Here is a 26,162-nt window from a genome sequence, read left to right on the forward strand (position 1 = left end):
GGTGGACGGGTGCAGACGACCCGAGCGCTCCTCCCCGAACCCGCCCGTCGTTTCGCCGCGTGGTGCGTGGTCCTGCTGCTCGCCGCGGGGGTCTTCGCCATCGGGATCTGGCTGTGCGTCGTCTTCCAGACGGCCGTCACACCCGTCCTCCTCGCGATCCTCGGCACCGCCCTCCTCGGGCCGCTCTACCGCTGGCTCCTCCGCATGAAGGTGCGGAAGTCGTTCGCCGCCGGGCTCACCGTCGTCGCCGTCGTCACGGTCGTCGGCGGCGCCACGTACATCGTCGTCCTCGCGCTCATCGACACCGGCGACCAGATCATCACCTCGCTGCGGCAGGCCGCCGCCGACATCGCGAAGCATCTCGGCGCCGCCGGGACCTCCCTCGACGACCTCGCCAAGAACGCCGAGGGCCTCCTCAAGCAGTTCGGCGGCACCGCCGCCTCCGGGGTGATCAGCGGGCTCAGCGTCGTCGCCCAGATGCTCGCCACCGCCGTCCTGGCCCTGCTCCTGATCTTCTTCTTCCTGAAGGACTCCGACCGGGCCGCCGGCGCCCTGCGCGCCCTCGCGCCCCACGCCACCGGCGACACCGTCGAGGCCATGGCCCGACGCGCCTTCGAGGCCGTCGAGGGGTACATGCGGGGGACGACCCTCGTCGCCCTCGTCGACGCCGTCATCATCGGCGTCGGACTGCTCGTCCTCCAGGTGCCCGGCGCCGTGGGACTCGCCGCGCTCGTCTTCGTCACCGCCTACATCCCGTACCTCGGCGCCTTCCTCTCCGGCGCCGTCGCCGTCCTCGTCGCCCTCGCCGACCGGGGCTTCGTCATCGCCCTGTGGGTGCTCGGCATCGTCCTCGCCGTCCAGGTCCTGGAGGGCAACGTCCTCCAGCCCTTCGTCCAGAGCAAGACCGTGCAGATGCACCCGGCCGCGGTCATGCTGGCGATCACGGCGGGTGCGTCCGTCGCGGGCATCCTGGGCATGCTCCTCGCCGTACCGCTGACCGCGGCGGCGACGGGCGTCCTCGGCGAACTGCGCGCGCGGTACGGGGCGCCCCGCGAGCCCGAGGTTCCCGAGGTTCCCGAGGTTCCCGAGGCTCCCGAGGTCCCCTAGGTTCCCGAGGTTCCTTAGGTTCCCGAGGTTCCCTAAGCGGTCGCCATCCCGCCCGGCTCGAACGAGGCCAGCATCTGCTCCAGGGCCGCCTGGTCGGGGCCGACGAACGGGTCCGTGTCCGGAGCCATCGCGATCGTGTCGATCATCGAAGCCGTCATCCGGACCGCGGGCGGCAGATGCGTGGACAGCACGATCTCCGGGGCCATGTCCTGCAGCGGGTCGATCGTCGCCCGGTACTTGACCGGGTCCACGACGTGCACCCAGGGGCTGTCCAGACTCGCCCACAGCAGCTGGGCCTGCCGCAGCTCCTCGGGCTTGAGGTCGTTCGCGTGCCCGCTCTCCGCGAGCTCGGCGGTCGGCATGGGCCCGCCGAAGCAGTCGGAGCTGAAGCAGATCCGGGTCTTCTCGTCGTAGAAGCCGACGGTGGCGGGGTTGTCGAACAGCGGCGGCCTGAACGCGCGCAGCATGCGGTCGCCGACGTCGAGGGACTGGCCGGGGTTGAGGAAGTACAGGCGGTCCATCGGCAGCGGGCGTTCCGTCGTCATGATCCCGGCGCCGATGAAGGTGGTGACGACCTTCGCCCGGGGCGCGGCCACGAGCAGGTCGAAGATGCCGCCCGTGTGGTCGCGGTCCGGGTGAGTGAGCCAGATCCAGAGGACATCGGCGGGGTCGATGACCGAACCGAGCGTCTCGACGAAGTTCCGGTCGGCTATCGAGAGTCCGGTGTCGACGACGACGGGCTCGGCGGCGGTCAGGACGTAGGCGTTGACGGGGATGTGGCCGATCCCCGGGATTTCGAGGCTGTCGGCGATCACGGTGGTGTCGCTGCCGACCTTGTGGGTGTCCATGGCACGCATGCTCCGTGGTCCCCCCGGGCGGCCGTACGACACCAGTCTGCGCCGTACGAGGGGGCGGCGCGCGCCGGGCGGAAGCGGGCTCGGCAGGGGCTCTACCCGCAGCGGCCTTTCCTTGATGGTGGCCCTACCCGCAGCAGCCCTGCCCCGACGGGGTCTCGTTCAGCTCGAACCAGATCGACTTGCCCTCGCCCCGCGGGTCGAAGCCCCACGCGTCCGCCAGCATCTCCATCAGGAGCAGCCCGCGGCCGCTCGACGCCATCTCGCCCGGGTGCCGCTTGTGCGGCAGCTCGTCGCTCTGGTCGGAGACCTCGACGCGCAGCCGCCGCGCCTTCTCGCCGCAGGCGACCTCGGCGACCAGGAGCGCGTCGCCGTCCGTGTGGACGAGGACGTTGGTGACCATCTCGGAGACCATCAGGACCGCCGAGTCGAGCTGGTCCTCGTCCGTCCAGTCGTGCAGGAGCTGGCGCAGCTGCTCGCGCGCCTCGGCGATCCGCTCCGGCTCCGCCTGGGCGATCGTCATCAGGGTGCGGCGCGGGGCCTCCGGCGGCGCGCCCGCGGGCCGGCGGGAGAGGAGCAGGACCGCGATGTCGTCCTCGCGGCGGTCGGCGAGCGGCCCGGTGGTGTGGTGCGAGCCGGGCCCGTGCACCGCCTCCACCAGGGTGTCGGCGAGCTGCTCCAGGTCCTCGCCGTCGTGGGACTCCAGGAGCGTCTTGACCCGCTCCCAGCCGGTGTCCAGGTCGTGCCCGCCGGTCTCCAGGAGGCCGTCGGTGCAGATCATCAGGGTCTCGCCGGGCTCCAGGGTGAGCCGGGTCGTGGGGTAGTCGGTGTCGGGGTCGATGCCGAGCGGCAGACCGCCGGCCGTGGGCCTGAGGAGAACCGTTCCGTCGTTCATCCGTACCGCCGGGTCCGGATGCCCGGCCCGCGCGATGTCGACCGTGCCCGTCTCCAGGTCGACCTCCAGGTAGAGGCAGGTCGCGAAGCGCGGGCCGACGTTCTCCCCGTCGTCGCCGTCCGTGATCCCGTACAGGAAGCGCGAGGCGCGCGAGAGCACCGCGTCCGGCCGGTGGCCCTCGGAGGCGTACGCGCGCAGGGCGATCCGCAGCTGCCCCATCAGGCCCGCCGCCCGTACGTCGTGGCCCTGGACGTCGCCGATGACGAGCGCGATGCGCCCGGCGCCGTGCCCGCCGGCGCGGGTGGTGCCGCCGGGCAGCCGGATCATGTCGTACCAGTCGCCGCCGACCTGGAGCCCGCCGCCGGTCGGCACGTACCGGGCGGCGACCTGGATGCCGGGGATGCCGGGGCCGAGGACCGGCATCATCGTCCGCTGGAGCCCGAGCGACAGCTCGCGCTCCGACTCGGCCACCCCGGCGCGCGCGAGGGCCTGCGCGAGCATCCGCGCGACCGTCGTGAGCACCGAGCGCTCGTCGGGGGTGAAGGCGACCGGATGCTTGAAGGCGGCCATCCAGGCGCCCATCGTGCGCCCGGCGACGACGAGCGGCACGAACGCCCAGGAGCGGCGGCCGAAGCGCTGGGCGAGCGGCCAGGTGGTGGGGTAGCGGCGCAGGTACTCGTCGGGTGTCGGCAGATAGATCGCCCGCCCGGTCCGTACGACCTCCGCCGCCGGATAGTCGGTGTCGAGCGCCATCGACGAGAACGGGCCCTCGTCGCCCTGGCTGTGCCCGTGGTGGCCGATGACGGTCAGCCGGTCGCCGGCCACGCCGAAGACGGCGAGCCCGTCCGGCGAGAAGCCGGGCATCGACAGGGAGGCCGCCACCCGCAGCACCTCGGCGGTCGAGCGGGCTTCGGCGAGGGCCCGTCCCGCGTCGAGGAGGAAGGCCTCGCGGGAGCGGCGCCAGTCGCCGGTGATCGGGGTGTGAGCGGCGGTGCCGGGCTGCTGCTCGGCGACTTCCTGGAGGGTGCCGACGAGCTGGTAGTCGTTGCCCTCGATGAGCGGCTTGGACCTGCTCCGTACGGTACGGATCACCCGGCCGTGCTCGTCCATGATCCGCAGCCGGGCCTCGGCGAGGGTGCCCTCGGCGACGGCCAGATTGACGACGCCGTCGATCTCGTTCCAGTCGACCGGGTGAAATCGCGAGCGTACGGCCGCCTCGGTGAGGCGCACGGACTCGGCGGGCAGCCCGAGCAGCCGGGCCGCCTCGGCGTCGAGCGAGACGATCCCGGACGCGTTGTCCCAGCGCCACAGGCCGGTCGCGATCGCGGCCAGGACGTCCTCGGTGCGCATTGCCCCACTTTATGAATATCGGACAGCAGGTCGCCACTGAGAGTATTCGAAAAGGGATCATGGGGCGGCCGGTACCCTGGGTGCGTCTGTCTGCGTGTCCTGTGACTTGCGTCCCGTGAGTGAGGGCGCGCGGCGACTGAGTGCGGACGCGCGCCGACCCACTCCAAGATCCCGAAGATCCCGATATCGAAGACTGGATGAACGACGATGCATCGGTACAGGTCCCACACCTGCGGCGAGCTCCGCGCCTCTGACGTCGGCACCGACGTCCGGCTGAGCGGCTGGCTGCACAATCGGCGCGACCTGGGCGGCATCCTCTTCATCGATCTGCGCGACCACTACGGCATCACGCAGCTCGTCGCCCGCCCCGGCACCGCCGCGGCCGAGGTCCTCGACAAGCTGACGAAGGAGACCGTCGTCCGCGTCGACGGCAAGGTCGTCTCGCGTGGCGCGGACAACGTCAACCCGGAGCTCGGCACCGGCGAGATCGAGATCGAGGCCGCCACGGTCGAGGTCCTGGGCGCGGCCAAGCAGATCCCGTTCACGGTCAACACCGACGACGGCGTGAACGAGGAGCGGCGTCTGGAGTACCGCTTCCTCGACCTGCGCCGCGAGCGCATGCACCGCAACATCATGCTGCGCTCGGCCGTCATCGCCTCCATCCGTTCGAAGATGGTGGCCCTCGGCTTCAACGAGATGGCGACCCCGATCCTCGCCGCGACCTCCCCCGAGGGCGCCCGCGACTTCGTCGTCCCGTCCCGTCTGAACCCGGGCAAGTTCTACGCGCTGCCGCAGGCGCCGCAGCAGTTCAAGCAGCTGCTGATGATCTCCGGCTTCGACCGCTACTTCCAGATCGCGCCCTGCTTCCGCGACGAGGACGCCCGCGCGGACCGCTCGCCGGGCGAGTTCTACCAGCTCGACGTCGAGATGAGCTTCGTCGAGCAGGAAGACGTCTTCCAGCCGATCGAGAAGCTGATGACGGAGATCTTCGAGGAGTTCGGCGGCGGCCGCCACGTCACGTCTCCGTTCCCCCGCATCCCCTTCCGCGAGTCGATGCTGAAGTACGGCAACGACAAGCCGGACCTGCGCACGGCCCTGGAGCTCGTCGACATCTCCGACGTCTTCGAGGCGTCCGAGTTCAAGGCCTTCGCCGGCAAGCACGTCCGCGCGCTCGCCGTGCCGAACACGGGCGACCAGCCCCGCAAGTTCTTCGACGCGCTGGGCGACTTCGCGGTCTCCCTCGGCGCGAAGGGCCTGGCCTGGGTCCGCGTAGGCGAGGGCAACGCCCTCACCGGCCCGATCGCCAAGTTCCTCACCGAGGAGAACGTCAAGGTCCTCACCGAGCGCCTCGGCCTGGAGCCGGGCCACGCGATCTTCTTCGGCGCGGGCGAGTTCGACGAGGTCTCCAAGATCATGGGCCCGGTCCGGGTCGAGGCCGCCAAGCGCGCCGGCCAGTTCGAGGAGAACGTCTTCCGCTTCGCGTGGATCGTCGACTTCCCGATGTACGAGCGGGACGAGGAGACCGGCAAGATCGACTTCTCGCACAACCCGTTCTCCATGCCGCAGGGCGGCATCGAGGCCCTGGCGACCCAGGACCCGCTGGACGTCCTCGGCTGGCAGTACGACATCGTCTGCAACGGCATCGAGCTGTCCTCGGGCGCGATCCGGAACCACGAGCCCGAGATCATGTTCAAGGCCTTCGAGATCGCGGGCTACTCGCGCGAGACGGTCGAGCACGAGTTCGCGGGCATGCTCCGCGCCTTCGAGTACGGCGCCCCGCCGCACGGCGGCATCGCCCCCGGCGTCGACCGCATCGTCATGCTCCTCGCGGACGAGCCCAACATCCGCGAGACGATCGCCTTCCCGCTCAACGGCAACGCCCAGGACCTCCTGATGGGCGCCCCGACGGAGCTGGACGAGTCCCGCCTGCGCGAGCTGAACATCCAGCTCCGCAAGCCGGTCGAGAAGGCGGCCGAGAAGCCGTCCGACGACCGCCCGGTCACGGACGCGGTCCACCCGGACGCGGCGCGGTAATCAGCTCGTAAACGTCGCTGGGGCCCGGAACCGTAGAACGGTTCCGGGCCCCTCTCGCGCTGTCGCCGACCGAGACACCCCCGCTGCGATCGCGTCGGAAGTCGATCCGGAACGGCGTGCCGACACCGACGCGCCACACCTGGCCCGTGTTCCACTCTCTGGAGGTCAATGACCGCCAACTGTTCTTTCGGCCAAGCCTGGCGGAGGGTGCCTCCTACAGGACCTTCGGTTCCGTAGATTCGAAATCGGGTGGGAAATACATTCGGATGATCCCGTCACCGTTGTACTCTGCAAAGTCCCCGAAATTAGGACGCGGTCCGTCACTGCCCAGGTCGGTGCCGCAAAAGTATCGTGGACCGGGGGCGCTCGAGTAGAGGAAATCCAGATCGGTGATGGCGTCACTTATTCTGCACACAAATCCCGGCTCGCGACTTCCGTACATCAGGAAAATGAATTCGTGACTTCCTACTGGACTGTTGTGGAATTCTTTCCAGAAATCTTGGCCGGGGGAATCTTCTGGGACCTCGAGATCTCTATAGTTGAGGGCTGCCCATCTGACGCCACTCACAGTCCAGGGAAGTTCGCTGAGTGTTCGATTGAACTCCTGTGAGTACTTTACGTCAAGGAGCCAGCTTTCGTGCTCTGACAACCAGTCGGCTACGTGGCCAGCTCTCGTATGCATGATTTCACCCTCTCACGTGTGCGGATAGTGCTCAAGGATGGCCAGGAAGTCGTCCTCGGTGCCGCCTCTTACCGTGTCGGCTCCGTACTGCCACTGGTCGCTTCTCTTGCGTCCGACTCGGGACCACCAATTGATATGGAAGCCTTTATTGGGGTTGTCGGGATCGAAGTCGATTCGCCATCCGCGCATTCCGTCCGGGCTCTGCATGCCCGTGATCCGACCGGCGTGGGGGCCGATTTCCTGCACGAAAGGCACCTGGTCGTCCCCGAGGCTAGCGCGCTCCTTCGCGTGCTGGCGAGCCTCGGTGTAACTATCGAAGAAGTCGTGTATCTCCCGAGATTTCTTCCTCTCCCCTTCTTCTTCGGGGCACGGCGACAGCCCCAGGGGGTCGCTCCACGTATGTGGATTGCGGACGTACGTCGCGGGGTTCGGGGCCGGAGCCAGGCCCAGGGGGTCCTGGGAGAGGTAGCGGGCCGATTCCGGGTCGTAGTAGCGGAAGTGGTTGTAGTGAAGGCCCGATTCGGGGTCGAAGTACTGGCCCGGGAAGCGGAGGGGGGTGTAGGCGGTGGCTGTCTTGTTCCAGGTTGTGGTGCCCCAGAGGGTCGTGCGAGTGCGCCAGGCCAACTCGCCTGATTCGTCGACGAGTTCCGTCGGCGTGCCGATCAGGTCGGTGACGATTGCGAAGAAGCGTTCGTCTGTGGACTTCGTTCGGCGTTCCGTCTGGGTCAGGGGGCGTAGGCCCGCATGGTCCCAGGTGAGGGTGATGTCCTCAGTCGTCTGTTCGCAGAGAGTTGTGCCGTCCCAGGTGAAGTGGACTGTTTCCCTTGGGGATTGCTTGGATAATCGGCGGCCCAGGGGGTCGTACGCGTACCGCCAGACCGTGCCGTCCGGGGTCGTCACCGCCGTGAGGCGGTCCTCCGCGTCCCACTCGTAGCGCCACGTGTCCGGTTTGCGGGAGAGGCGGGTCTTCTGGCGTAGGACTGTCCGGCCCTGGGCGTCGTGTTCGTAGCGGACGGATCCTGCATGGGAGATGCGGGTGCCCTGGTAGGCGCGTGTGCCCGTCGCGGAGTGGGACGGGTGGGTGGCCGGCCAGGACGCTTCCGTCTGGTTGCCGGTCTCGTCGTAGGCGTACCGCTCCGTCCAGTCGGTCGCGTGGACGGCCGTCACCCGGCCCGCCCCGTCCAGGTCGAAGCTGCGCGTGCCGGAGAGTGCGTCCGTGATGCTGATGAGCCCGCCGTCCGCGCGGTACGTGTACGCGCGGTGCTGGACGCGGCCGCCCGCGCCGCCGGTGACCTCCTGGGCGGTGAGGCGGCCCATCGTGTCGAACGACGACGTCAGGACGGCGAAGTCAGCCACGTGGCGCGTGGTTTCGCGGCCGAGGGCGTCGTGGGTGAAAGCCAGTCTCCGGCCCGAGCTCGTCAGTTCCGTTCGGCGGCCCGCCTCGTCGTACGACCAGCTGCTCGTCGAACCGCCTGGCGTCGTCCGTCCCACCCGGCGGCCCGCCTCGTCGTGCGTGAATGAGAGGGTACGACCGTTGACCGTCTCGGAGACGAGACGGCCGTAGCGGTCGCGGAGGCGTTGCAGTGTCGCGTCCGGGCCCGTCGCCGTCGCCAGTTGGTCGAAGACGTCGAACTCGTAGGTGCTGACCGCCCCTTCGGCGTCCTTGCGGACGATTCGGCCGAGGCTGTCGCGGTCGAATCGGATCGCCTGGCCGAGTGCGTTCGCGCGGGACGCCAGTCGGGCCGCCGCGTCGTAGGCGTAGCTCAGCGTCCGGTCGTCGAAGTCCGTCTCCGTGACCAGTCGGCCCGCCGGGTCGTAGGCGTAGTCCCAGGTCAGACCCTGCGGGTCCGTCACTCGCGTCAGTCGCAGGTTCGTGTCGTGGGAGAACTCGTAGCGGACTCCATCCGGGCCCGTGCGGGACGTCAGCAGGTCGAAGTCGGTGTACGTGAAGCGGGTCGTGCCGCCCATCGCGTCCGTGTGGCTGAGGCAGTTGCCCTCGCCGTCGTACGTCCAGGACTCCGCCGTGCCGTCGGGTGCGGTACGCCGGGACGGTCGGCCCTCGACCGTCCACTCCAGACGGGTGGTCGCGCCGAGGGGGTCGGTGGTCCGGATCGTACGGCCGAAGGCGTCGTGTTCGTAGCGGGTCGTTGCTCCTAGCGGATCGGTGATCTCGATCGGGAGGCCGCGGTCGTCCAGGATCAGTCGGGTGGTGGCGCCTTGCGGGTCCGTCACCGACGTGAGCCGGCCTGACTCGTCGTACACGAACTCCGTCCGCGCTCCCGAAGGGTCCGTCACCGACGTGCGGTTGCCGCGTTCGTCGAAGGTCTGGCGGGTGACATTGCCGTCGGTGCCGGCGATGCGTATCGGGAATCCGAGTTCGTCGTACTCGGCTCGTGCCTGCCGTCCGTCCGGGCGTTCCACCAGGGTCGGGCGGCCGTGTTCGTCGTAGGTGGTGCGGCTGACGTGGCCCATCGGGTCCGTGCGGGACAGCAGGTGGTTGTGGCGGTCGTACGCGAAGTGCGTGACCGCGCCCAGCGCGTCTATCTCGGCGACGACCTGGGAGAGGTCGTTGACCAGATGGCGCGAGGTGTTCCCCAGGCCGTCTGTGAGGGTGGTGACGCGGAGCCCCGTCGCCGGGTCGACGTCGTCCCAGGTGAAGGTGGTTTCGAGGTGGCCGTTCGTGCCCGACTGGTAGGTGCAGCGGTCCTGGTCGTCGTAGACGTAGTCGAAGCGGCTGCCGTTGGTGTCGGTCCATGAGGTGATGCGGCCTTGCTCGTCGCAACCGAAGAGAAGAGGACGGTCCGAGGAGTTGGTGACCTCTGTCAGATGGCCGTCCGTGTAGCCGTAGCGCAGGATCTCCTGGTCGGTGCCGTCCACCGCCGCTCCTGCGAGGTGGAGCGCGGTTACCCGTCCTTCGCTCGTCGTCAGCTTCAGGTGGTAGCCGCCGTGGTGGACGATCGATGTCGGGGCGCCCGACTCGTCGTGTTCGAAGGTGATCCAGCGGCCGTTGCGGTCGTCGATCTGGGCCAGGAGCGCGAGCCCGTCGCCGTGGTCGGTGAAGTGCCAGACCTTGCGGGTGTCGGGGTCGGTGATCGTGTAGCCGTCCTCGACACGGTCCAGGGGCCACCGCCGACCGTGGTTCGGCATGACCGGGACACCCGGCGCGGGGTGGGGATAGGCGAGGAGGCTGCCTTCGTCACAGCTGAAGACGACACCTTCCGAGTCGATCTCCAGCCGCTGGTCCACCGTGCTCGACCACGTCGGGCCGAACCAGCGTCCCGAGCGGCGCGAGGAGTCGAAGCCGCGCCGGAAGACGAGAGGTAGCGAGCCGGGCAGGGCGATGTCGGTCTGCGGCAGCAGCATGCGGCCCGTGGCGATGTCGATGGGATCCCGCTCGCACCGCGTCTCTTTGCCCGTCTTGCAGGTGCTGGGCGGGTTCTTCTCCTGGTCCGCGCGGCTGCCACCGTCCGGCGTCTTCCCGTCGGGCAGGTGCTTGGTGCCGTTCAGCCCGATGCGCACACCACTGCGCGCGAGCCCCGCGCCCTTCGTGCCGAGCAGCTCCGGGAGCAGCCGGCCGATGAACTCCGACGGGTCGCCCTTCGCCGCGTCCCAGGCGTTCTTCAGCGCCCTGTCCGGGTTCGCCGCCGTGGACGCCAGGCCGGCGAGCGTCATGTTGACGCCCTTGTAGTAGTCCATCGGGTGGGTCACGTTGTACGGGTCCGTCGGGTTCACCGACCGAACGGTGTTGACCAGCCCCGCCGCGCCCTTGACGACGCCACCACCGACATGGGCCAGCTCGATGCTCTGCCCCAGGCCGTAGTCCGTCAGTTCGAGCAGGGCTCTCTCGCGGCCCGTCGGCACCTTCGGCGCGTGTGCCAGCGCGGCGCTGACCGCTGCCTTCGCGGTGTCCCCGGCCTCGTTACGGGCCTGCCGCGCGTCGTTCAGGATCTGGCGGGCGCGCTGCCGCTTGGCTTTGCCGGGGTCGGAGAACGCCCCGGGGTCCGGCAGCGGACTGTCGCCGGTGCGCGCCGCGTTGTAGGCGTCGACCTTCTTGTTGTACGTGTCGACGGCCGACTTGGAGTCCTGGTCGCCCTCCTTGTACAGCGCTATCGCCTCACGCGCCTTGCCCTGCGCGCTCACGACCGTATGGGAGTACGTCTCCAGGGCCTTTGCCGCGTTCTCCATCGCGTCCGCCGCGTGCAGCCAGTCGGTGGGCAGGGTGCTGAACTTCTCCCGGAACGCGTCAGCGGCCTCGCCCTTCCAGTGGGCGGAGTCCAGCTGCTTCATCCCGCTGCCGACCAGGTCGAACGCCCGCTGGAAGTCCCGCAGGTTCTTCACTGCCCCGGCGATCTTCTCGGGCTTGCCGTGGACGAGCTCGTCCGCATCCTCGGTCTGCCCGAGCTGCTGCTCCCCGACCTGCGCACCGAGCGAGGAGGCGACCCCGTCGCCCCAGTCCTCGACCGAGTCCGCCCAGTCGTGCGCGCCTACCTTGTCCAGGCCCTGGCCGACCTTGTCGGTCGCGTGGTCGACGGCTTCGCCGACCACTTCCTTGCCCTTGTCGACGACGTCACCGAACTTGTCGATGCCCTTGTCGAGCAGACCTCCGAAGTCCACCATCAGCGGCTCTCCCCCCAGCGCGGCTGCTCGGCCTGTTCGACGGTCGCCTGGTCAGGGTCGAGGTCCCCCCTGAGCTGCTCGTCCATCCGGTCGCGGTCCGCCGGGTCTATCACCCCGGAACGCTCCATCGAGTCCAGCCCCGAATCCATGACGTCGTAGCCGGTGTTCTGCCAGAGTTGATCGACTTCGTGCTTGGTCTTGATGACCGACTCCGGACTCCAGTCCGCGTTGTCCCATGTGTGCTGGTCACGGATCGTGTCCCAGCGCATCTTCTTGACGTCGTCCTCGGAAAGGTGCGGGTTTCCGTTGAGGGAGTTCACGCCGATCTTGATCGAGTCCTTGATGTACTGCTCCTGCTCCGCGAACGAGCCCGCGGACAGGCCGACCGCCTGAGCGAACCCGTTTCCGCGCAGGGTCAGCGCACGGATCCCCCACTCCCACCGTTCGCAGAACGTCTCGAACTCCGACGTCAGCCCGCCGTGCCCCAACTCAAGTCCGGACAATGCGAGATCGGAGAACCCGCGGCCCGTCGACGCCTCGCCGATCATGCCGAGCTCCTTCAGCTCGGCATGGGCCAGGTCGATGCCTTTCGCTATCGCCGCCAGCGCCGCCGCCGGCGCCGCGAGGTCCGGCTCACTCCCACTCATCGTGCCCCCGTCCCTCGTTCACCGAGATCCACCGCCACCTCATCCGGGACGATCCCCGCCACCGGCGGAAACAGCGCCCCGTCCGCACTGCCCGCGTCCAGAGCGACCCCACCAGGCCCGGGCAGCATCGGCACCATCACGTCAAGCAGCCGCGCGCCCAGCACCGTCCGGTACGTCCACTCACGCCCCGCTTCCCCCCGCGCGACCGCGAACCGCGCCAGCGCCTCCTCGTCCGAGAACGCGCAGATCCAGCGGACCCCGTTGAAGTCCGCGGTCCACATGCTGTCGGAGTCATCGAACGGCACCAGTACGGCCGTACGCCGGAATTCGCCGAGCACCCGAGCGAACTCCCGCCGCGCCACGGTCACCTTCGCCTCGTCGCCGACCTCAGGCTCGGGACCAGGCTCCGGCACGGCCCGTGCGGCCGGGGTCGCGAGAGCCGCCTCCGGTTCCGGCGCCGTCACCGGGACCGATCCGCCCGCCAGATCCGCCAGCCTCGAAACCCGTCGAGGCCCCGGTATCCCGTCCCCGTTCCCAGTCACTCACGCATGCTGCCACGCGCCCATTCACACGAGCAACGAACAAAGACCCGAGCCCGTCAAGTCGGACGGCGACGCGCGAGGGCCCGGGGACGGACGTCGTCCCCGGGCCCCTTCCGTACTCCCCGCCGGTTCTACTCGTCCGCGAAGATTTCCTCGGCCGATGCCACCGTGACGGCGCGGGTGAGCCAGCCGTGCAGGGTCTCCGGGTCGTCGCAGCCGGTGACGCGGGCGCGGACGTCGTCGGGCACGTCGAGGCCGCGCTGCTCCAGGACGACCAGTATGGCGTCGGCGCTCGCCTGCGCGCGGCCTTCGGCCTTGCCTTCGGCCTTGCCCTCGGCCTTGCCCTCGGTTCGGCCTTCCTCCCGGATTTCTTCGGCGAGGTACGACTTGTAGAAGGAGAGGTCCACGGCCACCAGGGTCCTCCAGAGGTCTTGCGCCGGGCGGTTAGCCAGAGTTCTTTGTGCGGCTCAGGGCTGTTCGCCGGGCTCGCTTCCGTAACGCGGCAGGTCCTCCGTCGAGATGGTCCATTCGGCGATGGTGACGTCCTCGCCGTAGACGAAGTCCTTGCGGGTGGCGTAGCGGGGGCCGTCGGGCGTGGGGTGGATGTCGGTGAGGACGGCTCCGGTGCCGGTGCGGGGGTCGAAGACCGCGTAGGAAGGGACGCCGATCAAGGGATAGTCGCGCACTTTGACCACCCAGTCGTTGTCAGGGTTGGAGCGGGAGACGACCTCGATCGCGGCGAAGAGCGTGCGGGGGTCGAAGGAGCCAGGGACGTCCATGTCCGCGAGGGCGATCACCATCACGTCGGGTCGACGCATGATGCCCTCGGACGCGTCCTCGACGTCGGGTTCGCCCGTATGGGCCACCATCTCCTCCGGCATCACCTTCTCAAGGCGTCTGCGGAGGTGCACGGTGGTCAGCTCGTGCGGGCCGACGGGCGCCATCATGTCGTGAACGATCCCTTCCTTGGTGACCTCGAACTTGCCGGGCACGGTGTCGTCCGTGGACTGGACGAAGTCCCGCATGGCCCGATAACGGAAGGAGGCGGTCTGCCGTGCGTCGTCCGGGGCGATGGTCATGGTGGCTCCTCGTCTGTGCCCATCGGGCCGAGTCATCACCTTCATGCTAGGCAGCCTTTCCTCAGCCGGCCGCGCAGTCGCGGCAGCTCCCCGGTTCGGGGGCGCGGTAGGCGCGGTCGCAGGTGTCGCAGTTTTGGAGGGGGTGCCGGGTGGCGGCCGGGTCGTTCGGGGCGCGGAACGGTGGCAAGGGTGGGAGCTGGGCCGTGAGGCGGTGGGCAAGGAGGGCAGCCGGGCGGATGAGGGGCTCCGGCGGTAGGGCGGAGGTCAGGGCGCGGTGTACGGCTTCGGGGGTGAGGTCGCGCTCCAGCCAGGCGGCGACTCCGGGGACGAGGTGTTCGGCGTCCGTGGCGGAGATCAGGAGTCGGGGGTCCTCGCGGCGGAGGCCGGAGAGGACGCCCAGGGCTGTCTGGAGGAGATCCGGGGCAGGGTACGCGGGCTGCGGTACGGCGGGGAGAGCGCGGCGGCGGGGTGGTTTGTCGGGGCTCCGGCGGGGCTGGGGCCGGGAGCTCGGGTCGTCCTCGCCTCCGCCCGTTCGGCCCGGCTGGTTGCAGGAGACCGTACGGGTGACCATGCGGCCCCCGTCGATGCGTACGCGGGTGCGCCGCAGGTAGCCGTGGGCCTCCAGCTCGCGCAGGGCGTTCGCGATCCGGGTCTTTCCCTCGGGGAAGCGCTCGGCGAGGGTGTCGATGTCGACCTGGGCGCCGGTCGGGAGCGACTGGATGTGTACTGCCAGGCCGATCGCGACGAGGGACAGGTCCTCGTGCTGGGCCAGGTGGTTGCCGACCACCGTGAAGCGGGTGGTGTGGTGGGCGTTGTCGTGGACTACGCCGCCGTAGCGCCTCCGGGTGCTCCGGGAGGAGTGGTTTTTCCCGTCGTTACGGGACTGGGCGTGCGGGCGCACGCTAGTGTTCTGAACACCCATGGGGAAGGTACTGCTTCCTCTTGGTCAGGCCCTCGCACTGGGATTGCCGTCCCGGCGGGGGCCGACGTATGTCTGCGGTCATATGCCAGCCGAGCTGAGCGTAAGGCAGGCAACCGGGGCGAAATCCAGCTGAGTTGATGTTCTTCACCCGCATGAGTGAGCGTGCGCCCGGGGCGGGAGGGGTGGGGCTTGGTCCGGGTTCTTTCTCTCTGTGGTCGTCCTTTGGGAGACCCTCCGCCCCGCCGAACTCCGCATTTCCGGGGTTCGGTGGCTGCATCGTCTTCGCAGGTCAGGGGTGCGGCAGGTCGAGTTCGGCCCATACGGTCTTCCGGGGTACGGGACCTGGCTCGACACCCCACCGGTCCGCCAGCGCCTCGACGAGGAGCAGTCCGCGTCCGGAGTCGCTTGGGGGGAAGGGTGGTTGGAGGCGTGGGAGGTTCTCGCCTCGGGTGTCCGTCACCTCGATACGCAGGACGCTGTCGTGGGTGACGAGCGCCAGCCGGAAGCTCCGGCCGGCGACCCTGCCGTGAGTGGCCGCGTTCGCGGCGAGTTCGGCGACGACCTGGGTGGCGGCCTCCGCCACGCCGTACGGCACCTCGTGCTCCCGCATCCACTCGACGGCGAGCAGGCGGGCGAGCCGGGCCCCGCGTGGTGTGGGGGACAGGAGGACGGTGAAGTGGCGTGTGGGCGAAAGGACTTGGGTGGTGTTCTGCTGATTCACGTCACCGAGCGTGGCCGCCCCCGCTTACCGTGAACAGTGACGACGCCGATGCGTAGGGTGACTGTCCGGAGCTTGTCCACTGCTGTCCGGGCTGTCCGGAGCCCTTCCGGGGGAGGTGTCGCGCCACGAAGGGGCGAGGGAAGGGTGCGGGTATGTCGGTGGACGGTGGGGCGCAGCGGCTCAAGACCGAAGCGGACGAGCCGGGGTGGGAGGTCGATCCCGACGATGACTGGGGCGTGGCCGTAGTCGCCACTGTGGGGCGGCAGTTGAGGCTGCGGAGGGAAGCGGTGGGGATGCGGGCCGCCGAGCTCGGGGCGGCTACCGGCTATGGCGAGGACCTCATCTACAAGATCGAGAGCGGGAAGCGGATCCCGCGACCTGAGTTCCTGGACAAGGCGGACGAGGTGTTGGGGGCGGGGGGTCTGCTCTCCGCCATGAAGGAGGACGTGGCGAAGGTCCGCTACCCGAAGAAGGTGCGGGATCTGGGGGACGCCGAGGCGAAGGCCGTAGAGATCGGTGTGTACGTCTGCAACAGCATCAGTGGGTTGTTGCAGACGCCGGAACACGCTCGTGCCGCGTTCGAGTCGCGGCAACCTCCCTACCCGGAGGCCGAGGTGGAGCGGTTGGTGACCGCTCGGGTGGCTCGGCAGTCCATCTTCGCGCGAGAGCCGGCGCCTTCGCTCGGTTTCGTGCTGGAAGAGGCGCTGCTGCGACGGCCACTGGGAGGCACAATGGTGTGGCGAGGACAGCTCGAACGTCTTCTGGAGGTGGGTCGGTTGCGTAACGTCACGCTTCAGGTGATGCCGACGCACGTAGAGGTCCATCCCGGTCTGGACGGCAGGATCGAGCTGCTGAAGTTCGTGGACGGTACTGCGACGGGACGCTCCGACGGTGCCTTTAACGGTCGTCCCGTCGCGGACCCGAGGCAGGTACGCATCCTTGAGCTGCGGTATGGCACGATCCGGGCTCAGGCTCTCCCGCCCCGGGAGTCGCTGGCCTTCATTGAGCAACTGCTGGGAGAGACATGATCCGCAAGTCCTCTACCGGGGACGCCTCCGAACTGGCGTGGTTCAAGAGCAGCTACAGCGACGGCAACGAGGGCGACTCGTGCATCGAGGTAGCCACTACCCCCGCCACCGTCCACGTCCGCGACTCCAAGAACCTCGGCGGTCCCCAGCTCGCGCTGACGCCGACCGCCTGGGCGGGGTTCGTCTCGTACGCCGTCCGTAACTGACGTACACAGGAACCCACAGCCCGCTCTCACGTTCCTGACAGGCCTGCTTCCTAGGGTCCTCGCCCATGAGCGAAAACCAGAAGCACAGGCGGGGCATGACCCGGCGGCGGGCACTCGTCGCGGGTGGTGGGGTCGTGGTCGCGGCGGGGATCGGCGCCGGGGTCGTCTCCACCGCCTCGGCGGACGGAGCGGCCGGAAAGGCGAAGTCGGCCGCGAAGCCCACTGCGGGCGAGGCCTGTTACCGGCTGACGTCGGAGACGACCGAAGGGCCGTACTACATCGACGCGGACAAGATCCGCAGGGACATCACGGAGGACCGGGAGGGCATCCCGATGACCGTGCGGCTCAAGGTGATCGACTCCGACACCTGCAAGCCGCTGCGGGGCGCCGCCGTCGACGTCTGGCACTGCGACGCGCTCGGCATCTACTCCGGGTACGAGAGCCTCAGCACGGGTGGTGGGGGTGGGGCCCCCGGGGGCGGTACGCCGCCGACCGGTACGCCGCCCACTGACGCGCCCACCGGCACCCCGCCCACCGGTACGCCCCCGACAGGCGGCCCCGGCGGTGGCGGTGGTGGCGGGCACGAGGAGCCCACCGACGACAAGCGGTACCTGCGCGGCACCCAGCTCACCGACAAGCACGGGTACGTGGAGTTCCGGACGGTCTTCCCCGGCTGGTACCGGGGGCGTTGCGTGCACGTCCACACCAAGGTGCACGTCGGCGGGAAGATGACGGCGACCGGGTACGAGGGCGGGCACACCTGCCACACCGGGCAGCTCTTCTTCGCGGAGAGCGCCGTTCTCGACTCGGCGAAGGTCGCCCCGTACTCCACCAGCACCACCGAGCGCACGACCCTCGACGACGACACCATCTACCCCGGCAACGGGGCCGAGGGCGGCCTGCTCACCCTCAAGTACCCGAAGGGGAAGATCGCGAAGGGGGTCGTCGCCACGCTGACGATGGGCGTCGACCCGGACGAGACCCACACGGGTACCTCCGCCTAACGGAGGCCGTCCAGGAACAGGGCGGCGGCGAGCAGATGGCCGCTGCCCCGGGGCCGGAGGCCGCGATTCCGCAGCCGGCGGTCGAGGTCGTCGAGGGCCAGGTGGCCTGCCAGGACCTCCCGGGCGCCGTCCTGGACCTCCCGCAGGCCGTGCGGGCCCGCCGTGTGCAGCAGGCCGGTGTCCTGGAGGGTCGTCATGACGGCGAGCAGGGCGTTGATCCGTGCCTCCGGCTCGCGTGCCCCGGCGCGCCGGGCCGTGTCCAGCGCCGCCAACGCCCGCCGTACGTGCGGGAACCCGGCCCGCGCCTCGCCCTTCGCGCCGGCGGCGCCGTACCGGACGGAGACGGCGGAGCCGGGGGTGGGCGTGCGCGGTGCCCGCCGGTCCGGGTGGGCGGCGATCCGTCCCGCGAGCGCGGTTGCTTCCTCGGCCGTCCCACGCGGCGCGAGAGCGGCCCCGGCCACGAGCAGCCCAAGCGGCCACACGGCCCCGTGGTGCAGCACCCGCCCCCCATCGGCCCGCGCCATGTCCCGCTCGGTGGACCGCCCGACCGCCCCGAGTTCGATCCGCAGTGCCGCCGAGGGCTCCGCGACCCGCCGTGCGACCGCCGCCATCGCGGCGAGCCCGGGCGCCAACGCCTCGGCGGACCATCGCAGGTCCCCGCCGTCCGTGCGCTGCCCGCCCGGAAGCCCCGGCCTGGGCGTCAGGTCGATCCCCGCCACCAGCGCTTCCACGGCGGCGCGGGCCAGCCTCTCGTCCTCACGACTCCCGATACTCCCGATCATGCGCGGCACGCTAGGCCCCGGACCTGGGAGCCTGCTCGCCGCCGCCTGTGCAGCGGCTGTGTCCGTCACCCCGTCGAGCCGTACGACGCATCCCGGCGAACCCATGCGGCTGCGGCACTAGACACCTCCGATGCGGCTCTGCGCCGCCGGCACCACTCTGCCGATCGTCGTGGCGAGTGTGGCTCCGAGGACGCCGACGCCGGCCAGGGTCAGCCAGATCGCGGTCGCCCCGCTGGACAGCAACACGGAGAGGGCGGCCGGAGCGACCGCTCCTGCGACGGTCACGGCGAGCTGGTTGAGGGCCAAGTACCGGCCGCGGAGAGCGTCTGGGGCGCTCTCCGCGGCGACAGTCGAGGCGATGGGTCCGCAGAGGACTTCGCCGAAGGTGTAGCTGACCGCACCGAGCAGGACGATGCCGACCGCGAGGGCGAGCGCAGCCACGCGGTCGGCGGCAAGGAACAGGAGGTAGCCGGCCACGAAGCAGGCGTGTCCGGCGACGAGGACGCGGCTGCGGATCCGCCCGCTGAGCCACCCGACGACGATGCCTTGGCCGAAGCCGACCATCAGGGTGTTGAGCGTGAAGATCGCACCGGCAGTCCAGCCGGGCAGTCCCAGCACGTCCACGGCGTAGACAGGTATCGCGATGTTGAGGGCGAACAAGGAGATCGCAAAGCACAGTTGATGCGCGACCAGCGACAGGTACCGCCGGTCCCGGAGCACGTGCCCCCAGCCTCCGGCAGCGTCCTGGCCCGCCTTGGGGCGGATGTTCGGCACGGCCCGCATCAGAACGAACGCGGTGACATAGGACAAGGCGTTGACGACCACCATCGCGGCCCAGACGCCGTGGGTGCCGAAACTGACCGCGACGGCGGAGAGCAGCCCGCCGAGTGCGTAGCCGAGGTTGCGTACGGAACCCAGAAGACCGAACCATCGCTCCCGTCGGCCGGGCGCGGCCAGCGCCGTGACGGTCACGCCGTAGCAGCTGAAGGACACCGCCCGCCCGGCACTGTTCAACCAGGCGCAGATGACGATCTGCCATGTCTGGCCCGCGACGAGATACCCGGCGAAGCCGAGCGCCTGGGCCAGGTTCGCCGCCTGCAGTACGGGCTTGGCGCCGTACCGGTCGGCGAGTCCTCCGACCAGAGGACCCGCGGGGAGCGCCAGCAGCCCGGCCGTCGTCAGCGCCGCGCCCACCTGCACCAGCGTCAGCGACGTCGTGGCCAGGAAATACAGCATCGAAACGGGGACGAAGACACCGGTGCCGATCGAGTCGATGACGATCGCTGCGACGAAACGGCCGTGCCGAGCTGTCGAGGGACGGATCGTGCCATCGGGAATAGTCACGACCCGGACGGTATAAATTCGATACCGGTATCTACAACGCTACCGGGAGTCGTGCATGGGTAACGCGTACAACGTCATGGCCGCGACCTGCCCCAGTCGCACCGTTCTGCACCGGATCGGGGCGCGCTGGACGGTGTTCATCGTCAACGCGCTGGACAACAGGCCGATGCGATTCACCGAGCTCAAGGCGCACATCCGGGGGATCACATCGAAGGCGCTCACCGAGACCCTTCGCGCGATGGAGTACGACGGTCTGATCTCTCGCACGGAGATTCCCGCAAGTCCCCCGCATGTCGAGTACGCCCTCACCGACCTCGGGCGGTCCCTGCTCACACCCCTGCGTGCCGTCCGGGAATGGGCCGAGAGCCACGTCCCCGACATCGAACGCGCCCGCGCCCAAGCGGACGCGCAGCGGTAGCCCCGAACACCGGGTGCGTCGCGGGAAGCCGGTGACCATGCCGGCCGACGGATCCTGCACGCCCGCAACTCCCACGCCAGGGAAATCGTCCTGAGAAATTTCGCCGGGGCTGTCACACATCCCGTCCGGGCTCCGTCAGTGCTGTGTCCGGCTCGGTCGAGGCGGACACGGGAAAGGCTGAAGGAGCCGTCGCGATGTTCACCGAGATGTCCACCACCGCAGTCGTCGTCACCGCCGTCGCCGCCTTCATGGCCGGGTTCTCCGCCGCGGCGATCTTCTTCAAGGCCGCCTTCGTCGTCGAGCCCCTCGCCGCGTACGGCGTGCCGCAGTCGTGGTGGAACTGGCTCGGGGCCGCCAAGGCCGCCGGGGCCGCCGGGCTCGTCGTCGGGTTCTTCGTGCCGGTCATCGGGACCCTCGCCGCGATCGGACTGATCCTGTACTTCGCCGGCGCCGTGATCACCATCGTGCGGGCCCGCTCGTACGCCCACGTGCCCTTCCCGCTGGTCTACATGGCCCCCGCCGTCGCCGCCCTGGCTCTGACCTGGTGACCCGTTCCGTAGGACGGCGAAGGCCGCCGCCCCTGTTCACAGGGGACGGCGGCCTTCTTCGTACGCGTACGCCGGGGCGTCAGTCCTTCTTCGGCTCCTCCAGGCGCGGGAACAGCACCGCGCCCTTCGTCACCGTCGCGCCCGCCGGGAGCCGGCCCCACGTGGCGGCGTCCTGGACCGGCTGCGCGGCCAGGGCGCCCAGGGACGCCTCGGCGCCGAGCGAGTCCCACAGCGCCTGCGAGGTCTCCGGCATGATCGAGTTGAGCAGGACCGCGACCGCGCGGAGCGACTCGGCGGCCGTGTAGAGGATGGTCGCCAGGCGGGCCTGGCCCTCCGGAGAGTCGTCCTTCGCGACCTTCCAGGGCTCCTGCTCCGTGATGTAGCCGTTGACCTGCTTCACGAAGTCGAAGATCGCCAGGATGCCGCCCTGGAAGTCCAGCTCCTCGCCGATCTTGGCGTCGGCCGTCGCGACCGCCTTGGCCAGACCGTCCTGGATCGCCTTCTCGGCGTCACCGTCGGCCGCCGAGGCCGGCAGCGCGCCGTCGAAGTACTTGCCGACCATCGCCGCCACGCGCGAGGCGAGGTTGCCGTAGTCGTTCGCCAGCTCGCTCGTGTAGCGGGCCGTGAAGTCCTCCCACGAGAACGAACCGTCCTGGCCGAACGCGATCGCCCGCAGGAAGTACCAGCGGTACGCGTCCACGCCGAAGTGCGACGTCAGGTCCTGCGGCTTGATGCCCGTCAGGTTCGACTTCGACATCTTCTCGCCGCCGACCATCAGCCAGCCGTTCGCGGCGACCCGGCCCGGGACCGGCAGGCCCTGCGCCATCAGCATCGCGGGCCAGATGATCGCGTGGAAGCGGAGGATGTCCTTGCCGATGAGGTGCACGTTCGCCGGGAACGTCTCGTCGAACTTCGCCTGGTCGGCGCCGTAGCCGACGGCCGTCGCGTAGTTCAGGAGCGCGTCGACCCACACGTACACGACGTGCTTGTCGTCCCACGGGACCGGGATGCCCCAGTCGAACGTCGAGCGCGAGATGGAGAGGTCCTCCAGGCCCTGCTTGACGAAGTTCAGCACCTCGTTGCGCGCCGACTCCGGCTGGACGAAGCCCGGGTTCGACTCGTAGAACTCCAGGAGCTTCGGGCCGTACTCGCTCAGCTTGAAGAAGTAGTTCTCCTCCTTGAGGATCTCCACCGGCTTCTTGTGGACGGCGCACAGCTTCGTGCCGTCCTCCGCCTCGATGAGGTCGCCGGGGAGCTTGAACTCCTCACACCCCACGCAGTACGGGCCTTCGTACCCGCCCTTGTAGATCTCGCCCTTGTCGTACAGGTCCTGCACGAACTCCTGGACGCGATCGGTGTGACGCTTCTGCGTGGTGCGGATGAAGTCGTCGTTCGCGATGTTCAGGTGCTCCCAGAGGGGCTTCCACGCCTCCTCGACGAGCTTGTCGCACCAGGCCTGGGGCGTGACGTCGTTCGCCTCGGCCGTGCGCATGATCTTCTGACCGTGCTCGTCCGTGCCGGTGAGGTACCACACCTTCTCGCCGCGCTGACGGTGCCAGCGCGTGAGCACGTCGCCTGCGACGGTCGTATAGGCGTGGCCCAGGTGAGGAGCGTCGTTGACGTAGTAAATGGGGGTCGTGACGTAGAACGCCTTCGCCCCCTGCTTCTCGGATCCAGTGGCCGCCATGGTCGAAATCCTAACGGTCGTACGAAGATCCACTCACATCGATAAACGTGGGGGCGGGGAGGGAGGGCAGGGGGAGAGGTCCGCGAAACATGCGGGTGGGGAAGATGGGGGCATGCGTGTACTCGTGGCCGAGGACGAGCTCGTCCTCGCGGAGCTCGTCGCCGTCGGCCTGCGGCGGGCCGGCTTCGCCGTCGACGTCGTCCATGGCGGCGACTCCGCCCTGGAGCGGCTTGGCCTGGACTCGTACGACGTCACTCCCTACGACGTCAGTCCCTACGACGTCCTCGTCCTCGATCGCGATCTGCCCCGCGTCCACGGCGACGAGGTCGCCCGGCGGCTCGTCGCCGCCGGGTCCCCCACCCGCATCCTCATGCTGACCGCCGCCACCGCCGTCGAGGACCGCGTCGCAGGCCTCGACCTCGGCGCCGACGACTACCTGGGCAAACCCTTCGAGTTCCCCGAGCTCGTCTCCCGCGTGCGCGCCCTGCGCCGGCGCTCCGCCCGCCCGCCGATCCCGCCCCTCCTGGAACGCGACGGGCTGCGCGTCGACACCGCCCGCCGGACCGCCACCCGCGACGGGCGCGACCTCGACCTCTCCCCTAAGGAGTTCTCCGTCCTCCAGATCCTCCTGGAGGCCGACGGCGCACCCGTCTCCGCCGAGGAGCTCCTCGAACGCGCCTGGGACGCCCACGCCGACCCCTTCACCGGGGCCGTACGCGTCTGCATGAGCAAGCTGCGCGCGAAGGTGGGGGAACCGGGGCTCATCCGGACCGTGCAGGGCGTCGGGTACGTGGTGTGAGCGGGCCCGTCCTGGGGGCCGGGTCCACCATCCGGACCCGGATCGCCCTCGTCTACGGCGGTGTCTTCCTGGTCCTCGGGGCCCTCCTGCTCCTCCTCGTGAACCTGCTGGTCAGAGCCGGTACGGACGGGGAGACGGACGCGATCGTCTCGAAGGTGGACGAGGTTGCCGTCGTCGAGGCGTACCGGCTCGGCGACGACATCAGCGCGGCCGCCGGCGACCAGATGCTCATGTGGTCCTGCCTCGCCCTGCTCGTCATGGCCTGCGGCGCCGTCGTCGTCGGATGGTGGACCGCCGGGCGGGTCCTGCGGCCCGTGCACGAGATGACCGCCCGGGCGCGGCGGCTCTCCGAACGGAACCTGCACGAGAGGATCGCGGCGAGCGGCCCCGACGACGAGCTGAAGGAGCTCGGCGACACGATCGACGCGCTCCTCGGACGCCTGGAGACGGCCTTCGACAGCCAGCGCCGGTTCATCGCCAACGCCTCCCACGAGCTGCGGACCCCGCTCGCCACACAGCGCGCCGCCATCCAGGTGGGACTGGACGATGACTGCGCGGTGCGGGATGTACTTCTCGACAGCAACCGCCGCAGCGAACGGCTCATCGACGGGCTGCTCCTCCTCGCCCGGAGCGAGCGCGGGCTCGCGGAGCGGGAGGACGTACCGCTGGGGGACGTCGTCGCGGAGGAGTACGAGGACGCGGAGGTGGTCGCCGGAGGCGGTGTCGTGCGGGGGAGCCGGGTGCTGCTCTCGCAGCTCGTCCGGAACCTCGTCGCGAACGCGGTCGCCTACAACGTGCCGGGGGGAGTGGTCGACGTACGCGTCGAGGGCGGGGTGCTGACCGTGGTCAACACCGGGCCCGTCGTCCCGCCGGACCAGGTCGCCGGGCTCTTCGAACCCTTCCGGCGGGGCGAGGGGCGGGACCGCATGGGGCCGGGCGCGGGGCTCGGGCTCTCCATCGTGCGGTCGATCGCCGTCGCGCACGGGGGCGCCGTGACGGCCGTGGCGCGGGGTGCGGAGGAGGGCGGCGGGCTGGTGGTGACGGTGACCCTGCCGGTCACCGTCACCCCTGCTTCTATCTAGAACTCCAGGTCGGCGAGCAGACCGGCGTAGAACGCCGGGTGCGCCGTCTCGACCGGGGTCGCGCCGGGGAAGTACGCGGCGGTACGGGGAGTGCCGTCGAGCTTCCGGAGGAAGTCGAAGGCCTTGTTGTCCTCCTCGCCCCAGGCCACGAACCGCCAGTGCAGCGGGCGGTCCGCCGCCTCGGCCAGCGCCGCCGTGGCCGCCGTCTTCGACTCGGGCGCGCCGTCGGTCTGGAAGACGACCAGGGCGGGTCGCGCCGGGTCGGTCTTCTCGTGGTGGGCGAGGACCTCCTCCACCGCACGGTGGTAGTTGGTGCGGCCCAGGCGGCCGAGCGTGCCGTTGATCTCCTCGACGCGGGTGGGCGTGAGGTCGGCGGGGGTGAGCTCGACGGTGCCGTCGATGTCCGTGGAGAAGAACACGGTCGTGACGGTGGCGTCCTCGTCCAGGTGCGCGGCGAGGGCGACGGTCTGCTCGGCGAGACGCTGGACGGAGCCGTCCTTGAAGTACCCGCGCATCGAACCGGACCGGTCCACCACGAGGTACACGGCGGCCCGCGCCCCGGTGAGCCCCTGCTTCTTGAGCACGGCGCCGGCGGCCTTGTAGGCGTCGGCGAGGTGCGGGGCGGCGGCCTTCACCTTGGCGAGGGGGAGGGCGGGCGCGGCGGCCCCATCGGTGTCGGTGGCGGTGTCCGTGTCGGCTTCGCCGGCGGGCGCCTCGGCCTCGGCCGGGCTCGCGTCGTCGGCGGCGACGACCGCCTCCGGCTCTGCCGGGGTGTCGGCCGCGTCCGCCTGCGGGGTCGCCTCGGCGGTGGCCGTGTCGTCGGTGTCCGGCGTCTCGGCGAGCTCCTCCGGAGCGGCCGCCGGGTTCGTACCGTCGGTGTCCGCCTCCACCGGCTCGGCCGCAGGGGCCTCCGCCTCGACGGCTTCGGTGGTCTCGGGGGCAGCCTCGGCCTCCGGCTCCGCCGGAGTCTCGGTCGCCTCCGCGATCGCGGGCTCCGCCGCGCTCTCCTGCTCCTCCGGAGCGTCGACGGCGACGGCCGCCTCCGACTCCGCCGGGGCGTCCGGGGCCGTGTCGGCCACCGTGGCCGGCTCCGCTTCCGGCTCGGCGGTCTCGGTGGCGGGCGCGTCAGCGACGGCCGCCTCCGGCTCCGCTTCGGCCTCCGGCGCAGCCGGTTCGGCGGTCTCGGTCTCGACCGTGGCGTCAGGCGCCTCGGCGGTCTCGGTCTCGACTGTGGCGGCAGGCGCCTCGGCGGTCTCTGCCTCCGGCTCCGTCCGCTCCTCGGCGTCGGCCGCAGCGGCGGCCGGCTCCTCGGTCTCGGCCGTCGCGGGGGACGCCTCCGCCTCCGGCGTCTCGACCGCCGACGGCTCTGCAGCCGCCTCCGGCGCCTCGACCGCAGCGGCCTCCGCTTCCGGCGTCTCGACCTCCGCCGGCTCCGACGTGCTCGTCTCCGCCGACGCCTCGACTGTCGTGGTCTCCGCCGTCTCCGACGTCCCCCCGCTCCGTGCCTTCGGCACCTGCGGGTTGTCGAACGACGCGGCCACCAGGTCGTCCGCCGCGCGGCGGGCCGCGGCTTCTTCGGTGTCCGTGGACGTGGACGTGGACGTGTCCGTCGACGTGGACGTGTCCGTCGATGCCGACGAGGCCTCACGCGTCTGGGGCGGGACGGAGGTCGCCGGGGTGTCCTCGCGGTCCCGGCCGAATACCTTGCGCAGCATGCTCCGAATACCCATGGGCGAACCCTTTCGCATGAGTGGGTGCAGTGTGAATGTCCGTACTGGGCGTTTCGGGACGTTCATCCCTGGCCAGGGCGGACA

22 protein-coding genes are annotated in these 26,162 nt (G+C 70.0%); 9 read left to right on the forward strand and 13 right to left on the reverse strand.

Translation table 11 applies throughout. The features are described from left to right. Nucleotides 1–9: 9 nt before the first annotated feature. Complete coding sequence (locus OG357_RS19905) at nt 10–1,107, forward strand: AI-2E family transporter (protein ID WP_329622421.1); 1,098 nt, start codon at nt 10–12, stop codon at nt 1,105–1,107. 32 nt (nt 1,108–1,139) lie between these two features. Here OG357_RS19905 and OG357_RS19910 read toward each other — a convergent pair whose 3' ends face one another. Together OG357_RS19910 and OG357_RS19915 are read right to left on the reverse strand one after the other, a co-directional pair. After that, nucleotides 1,140–1,955, reverse strand: a complete 816-nt coding sequence (locus OG357_RS19910) for an MBL fold metallo-hydrolase (protein WP_329622422.1) — start codon at nt 1,953–1,955, stop codon at nt 1,140–1,142. 133 nt (nt 1,956–2,088) lie between these two features. Next, entirely contained in the window at nt 2,089–4,206 is a 2,118-nt protein-coding gene (locus OG357_RS19915; protein ID WP_329622423.1) for a SpoIIE family protein phosphatase, read from the reverse strand. A gap of 207 nt (nt 4,207–4,413) precedes the next feature. Between OG357_RS19915 and aspS the strand changes: the two genes are divergently transcribed. Beyond that, nucleotides 4,414–6,240: an aspartate--tRNA ligase gene (gene aspS, locus OG357_RS19920; protein ID WP_329622424.1), complete on the forward strand. Its 1,827-nt coding sequence runs from the start codon at nt 4,414–4,416 to the stop codon at nt 6,238–6,240. A 694-nt stretch (nt 6,241–6,934) separates the two neighbouring features. On the opposite strand, the gene OG357_RS19925 is transcribed toward aspS, so the two are convergent. From OG357_RS19925 to OG357_RS19955, 7 genes are all read right to left on the reverse strand, one after another. Then, nucleotides 6,935–11,539, reverse strand: a complete 4,605-nt coding sequence (locus tag OG357_RS19925; RefSeq protein ID WP_329622425.1) for a putative T7SS-secreted protein — start codon at nt 11,537–11,539, stop codon at nt 6,935–6,937. Then, nucleotides 11,539–12,186: a hypothetical protein gene (locus OG357_RS19930; protein WP_329622426.1), complete on the reverse strand. Its 648-nt coding sequence runs from the start codon at nt 12,184–12,186 to the stop codon at nt 11,539–11,541. The genes OG357_RS19925 and OG357_RS19930 overlap by 1 nt, the downstream gene beginning before the upstream one ends. Next, nucleotides 12,183–12,728, reverse strand: a complete 546-nt coding sequence (locus OG357_RS19935; RefSeq protein WP_329622427.1) for an SseB family protein — start codon at nt 12,726–12,728, stop codon at nt 12,183–12,185. Before OG357_RS19935 ends, OG357_RS19930 begins: the two co-directional genes overlap by 4 nt. Nucleotides 12,729–12,859: 131 nt before the next feature. Continuing rightward, nucleotides 12,860–13,135, reverse strand: a complete 276-nt coding sequence (locus OG357_RS19940; protein ID WP_329622428.1) for a hypothetical protein — start codon at nt 13,133–13,135, stop codon at nt 12,860–12,862. A 60-nt stretch (nt 13,136–13,195) separates the two neighbouring features. Beyond that, nucleotides 13,196–13,807, reverse strand: a complete 612-nt coding sequence (locus OG357_RS19945; protein WP_329622429.1) for a Uma2 family endonuclease — start codon at nt 13,805–13,807, stop codon at nt 13,196–13,198. Between the two features lie 61 nt (nt 13,808–13,868). Further along, the gene (locus OG357_RS19950) at nt 13,869–14,729 is read right to left on the reverse strand and encodes a helix-turn-helix domain-containing protein (protein ID WP_329622430.1); all 861 of its coding nucleotides are present in this window, start codon (nt 14,727–14,729) and stop codon (nt 13,869–13,871) included. Between the two features lie 289 nt (nt 14,730–15,018). After that, nucleotides 15,019–15,450, reverse strand: coding sequence for an ATP-binding protein (locus OG357_RS19955; protein ID WP_329622431.1), 432 nt, complete (start codon nt 15,448–15,450; stop codon nt 15,019–15,021). 152 nt (nt 15,451–15,602) lie between these two features. On the opposite strand from OG357_RS19955, the gene OG357_RS19960 reads away from it, so the two are divergent. From OG357_RS19960 to OG357_RS19970, 3 genes are all read left to right on the forward strand, one after another. Beyond that, entirely contained in the window at nt 15,603–16,478 is an 876-nt protein-coding gene (locus OG357_RS19960; protein WP_329622432.1) for a helix-turn-helix domain-containing protein, read from the forward strand. Then, a complete protein-coding gene (locus OG357_RS19965) occupies nt 16,475–16,684 on the forward strand; it encodes a DUF397 domain-containing protein (RefSeq protein WP_329622433.1) in 210 nt (69 codons plus the stop codon). The genes OG357_RS19960 and OG357_RS19965 overlap by 4 nt, the downstream gene beginning before the upstream one ends. 65 nt (nt 16,685–16,749) lie before the next feature. Next, a complete protein-coding gene (locus OG357_RS19970; RefSeq protein WP_329622434.1) occupies nt 16,750–17,688 on the forward strand; it encodes an intradiol ring-cleavage dioxygenase in 939 nt (312 codons plus the stop codon). Here the strand turns inward: OG357_RS19970 and OG357_RS19975 are convergent. After that, nucleotides 17,685–18,458, reverse strand: coding sequence for a triphosphoribosyl-dephospho-CoA synthase (locus tag OG357_RS19975; RefSeq protein WP_329625634.1), 774 nt, complete (start codon nt 18,456–18,458; stop codon nt 17,685–17,687). The genes OG357_RS19970 and OG357_RS19975 overlap by 4 nt on opposite strands. Nucleotides 18,459–18,587: 129 nt before the next feature. Beyond that, nucleotides 18,588–19,814 (reverse strand): MFS transporter, encoded by a 1,227-nt coding sequence (locus OG357_RS19980; RefSeq protein ID WP_329622435.1) that lies wholly within the window; start codon nt 19,812–19,814, stop codon nt 18,588–18,590. Nucleotides 19,815–19,869: 55 nt separating this feature from the next. On the opposite strand from OG357_RS19980, the gene OG357_RS19985 reads away from it, so the two are divergent. Together OG357_RS19985 and OG357_RS19990 are read left to right on the forward strand one after the other, a co-directional pair. After that, nucleotides 19,870–20,232, forward strand: a complete 363-nt coding sequence (locus OG357_RS19985) for a winged helix-turn-helix transcriptional regulator (RefSeq protein ID WP_329622436.1) — start codon at nt 19,870–19,872, stop codon at nt 20,230–20,232. A gap of 194 nt (nt 20,233–20,426) precedes the next feature. Further along, nucleotides 20,427–20,780 carry a DoxX family protein gene (locus OG357_RS19990; protein ID WP_329622437.1) on the forward strand — a complete coding sequence of 118 codons (354 nt, stop codon included), beginning with the start codon at nt 20,427–20,429 and terminating at the stop codon, nt 20,778–20,780. A gap of 79 nt (nt 20,781–20,859) precedes the next feature. Here OG357_RS19990 and metG read toward each other — a convergent pair whose 3' ends face one another. Beyond that, nucleotides 20,860–22,467 (reverse strand): methionine--tRNA ligase, encoded by a 1,608-nt coding sequence (gene metG / locus OG357_RS19995; RefSeq protein ID WP_329622438.1) that lies wholly within the window; start codon nt 22,465–22,467, stop codon nt 20,860–20,862. Nucleotides 22,468–22,579: 112 nt separating this feature from the next. On the opposite strand from metG, the gene OG357_RS20000 reads away from it, so the two are divergent. Then, nucleotides 22,580–23,266 carry a response regulator transcription factor gene (locus OG357_RS20000; RefSeq protein WP_329622439.1) on the forward strand — a complete coding sequence of 229 codons (687 nt, stop codon included), beginning with the start codon at nt 22,580–22,582 and terminating at the stop codon, nt 23,264–23,266. Then, nucleotides 23,263–24,348, forward strand: coding sequence for an ATP-binding protein (locus OG357_RS20005; protein WP_329622440.1), 1,086 nt, complete (start codon nt 23,263–23,265; stop codon nt 24,346–24,348). Before OG357_RS20000 ends, OG357_RS20005 begins: the two co-directional genes overlap by 4 nt. Here OG357_RS20005 and OG357_RS20010 read toward each other — a convergent pair. Beyond that, nucleotides 24,345–26,078 (reverse strand): VWA domain-containing protein, encoded by a 1,734-nt coding sequence (locus OG357_RS20010; RefSeq protein WP_329622441.1) that lies wholly within the window; start codon nt 26,076–26,078, stop codon nt 24,345–24,347. The genes OG357_RS20005 and OG357_RS20010 overlap by 4 nt on opposite strands. Between the last annotated feature and the right edge of the window lie 84 nt (nt 26,079–26,162).

The organism is Streptomyces sp. NBC_01255, from assembly GCF_036226445.1.
In the GTDB taxonomy this organism is placed as follows: Bacteria; Actinomycetota; Actinomycetes; order Streptomycetales; family Streptomycetaceae; genus Streptomyces.

Excerpts from the sequence above, each read along its gene's own strand:
- OG357_RS19925 (WP_329622425.1), bottom strand. The coding sequence starts at position 11,539 with ATGGTGGACTTCGGAGGTCTGCTCGACAAGGGCATCGACAAGTTCGGT.
- OG357_RS19915 (WP_329622423.1), bottom strand. The coding sequence starts at position 4,206 with ATGCGCACCGAGGACGTCCTGGCCGCGATCGCGACCGGCCTGTGGCGC.
- metG (WP_329622438.1), bottom strand. The coding sequence starts at position 22,467 with ATGGCGGCCACTGGATCCGAGAAGCAGGGGGCGAAGGCGTTCTACGTC.
- OG357_RS20000 (WP_329622439.1), top strand. The coding sequence starts at position 22,580 with ATGCGTGTACTCGTGGCCGAGGACGAGCTCGTCCTCGCGGAGCTCGTC.
- OG357_RS19990 (WP_329622437.1), top strand. The coding sequence starts at position 20,427 with ATGTTCACCGAGATGTCCACCACCGCAGTCGTCGTCACCGCCGTCGCC.
- OG357_RS19930 (WP_329622426.1), bottom strand. The coding sequence starts at position 12,186 with ATGAGTGGGAGTGAGCCGGACCTCGCGGCGCCGGCGGCGGCGCTGGCG.
- aspS (WP_329622424.1), top strand. The coding sequence starts at position 4,414 with ATGCATCGGTACAGGTCCCACACCTGCGGCGAGCTCCGCGCCTCTGAC.
- OG357_RS19985 (WP_329622436.1), top strand. The coding sequence starts at position 19,870 with ATGGGTAACGCGTACAACGTCATGGCCGCGACCTGCCCCAGTCGCACC.
- OG357_RS19950 (WP_329622430.1), bottom strand. The coding sequence starts at position 14,729 with ATGGGTGTTCAGAACACTAGCGTGCGCCCGCACGCCCAGTCCCGTAAC.
- OG357_RS19970 (WP_329622434.1), top strand. The coding sequence starts at position 16,750 with ATGAGCGAAAACCAGAAGCACAGGCGGGGCATGACCCGGCGGCGGGCA.
- OG357_RS19965 (WP_329622433.1), top strand. The coding sequence starts at position 16,475 with ATGATCCGCAAGTCCTCTACCGGGGACGCCTCCGAACTGGCGTGGTTC.
- OG357_RS19910 (WP_329622422.1), bottom strand. The coding sequence starts at position 1,955 with ATGGACACCCACAAGGTCGGCAGCGACACCACCGTGATCGCCGACAGC.
- OG357_RS19960 (WP_329622432.1), top strand. The coding sequence starts at position 15,603 with ATGTCGGTGGACGGTGGGGCGCAGCGGCTCAAGACCGAAGCGGACGAG.
- OG357_RS19945 (WP_329622429.1), bottom strand. The coding sequence starts at position 13,807 with ATGACCATCGCCCCGGACGACGCACGGCAGACCGCCTCCTTCCGTTAT.
- OG357_RS20010 (WP_329622441.1), bottom strand. The coding sequence starts at position 26,078 with ATGGGTATTCGGAGCATGCTGCGCAAGGTATTCGGCCGGGACCGCGAG.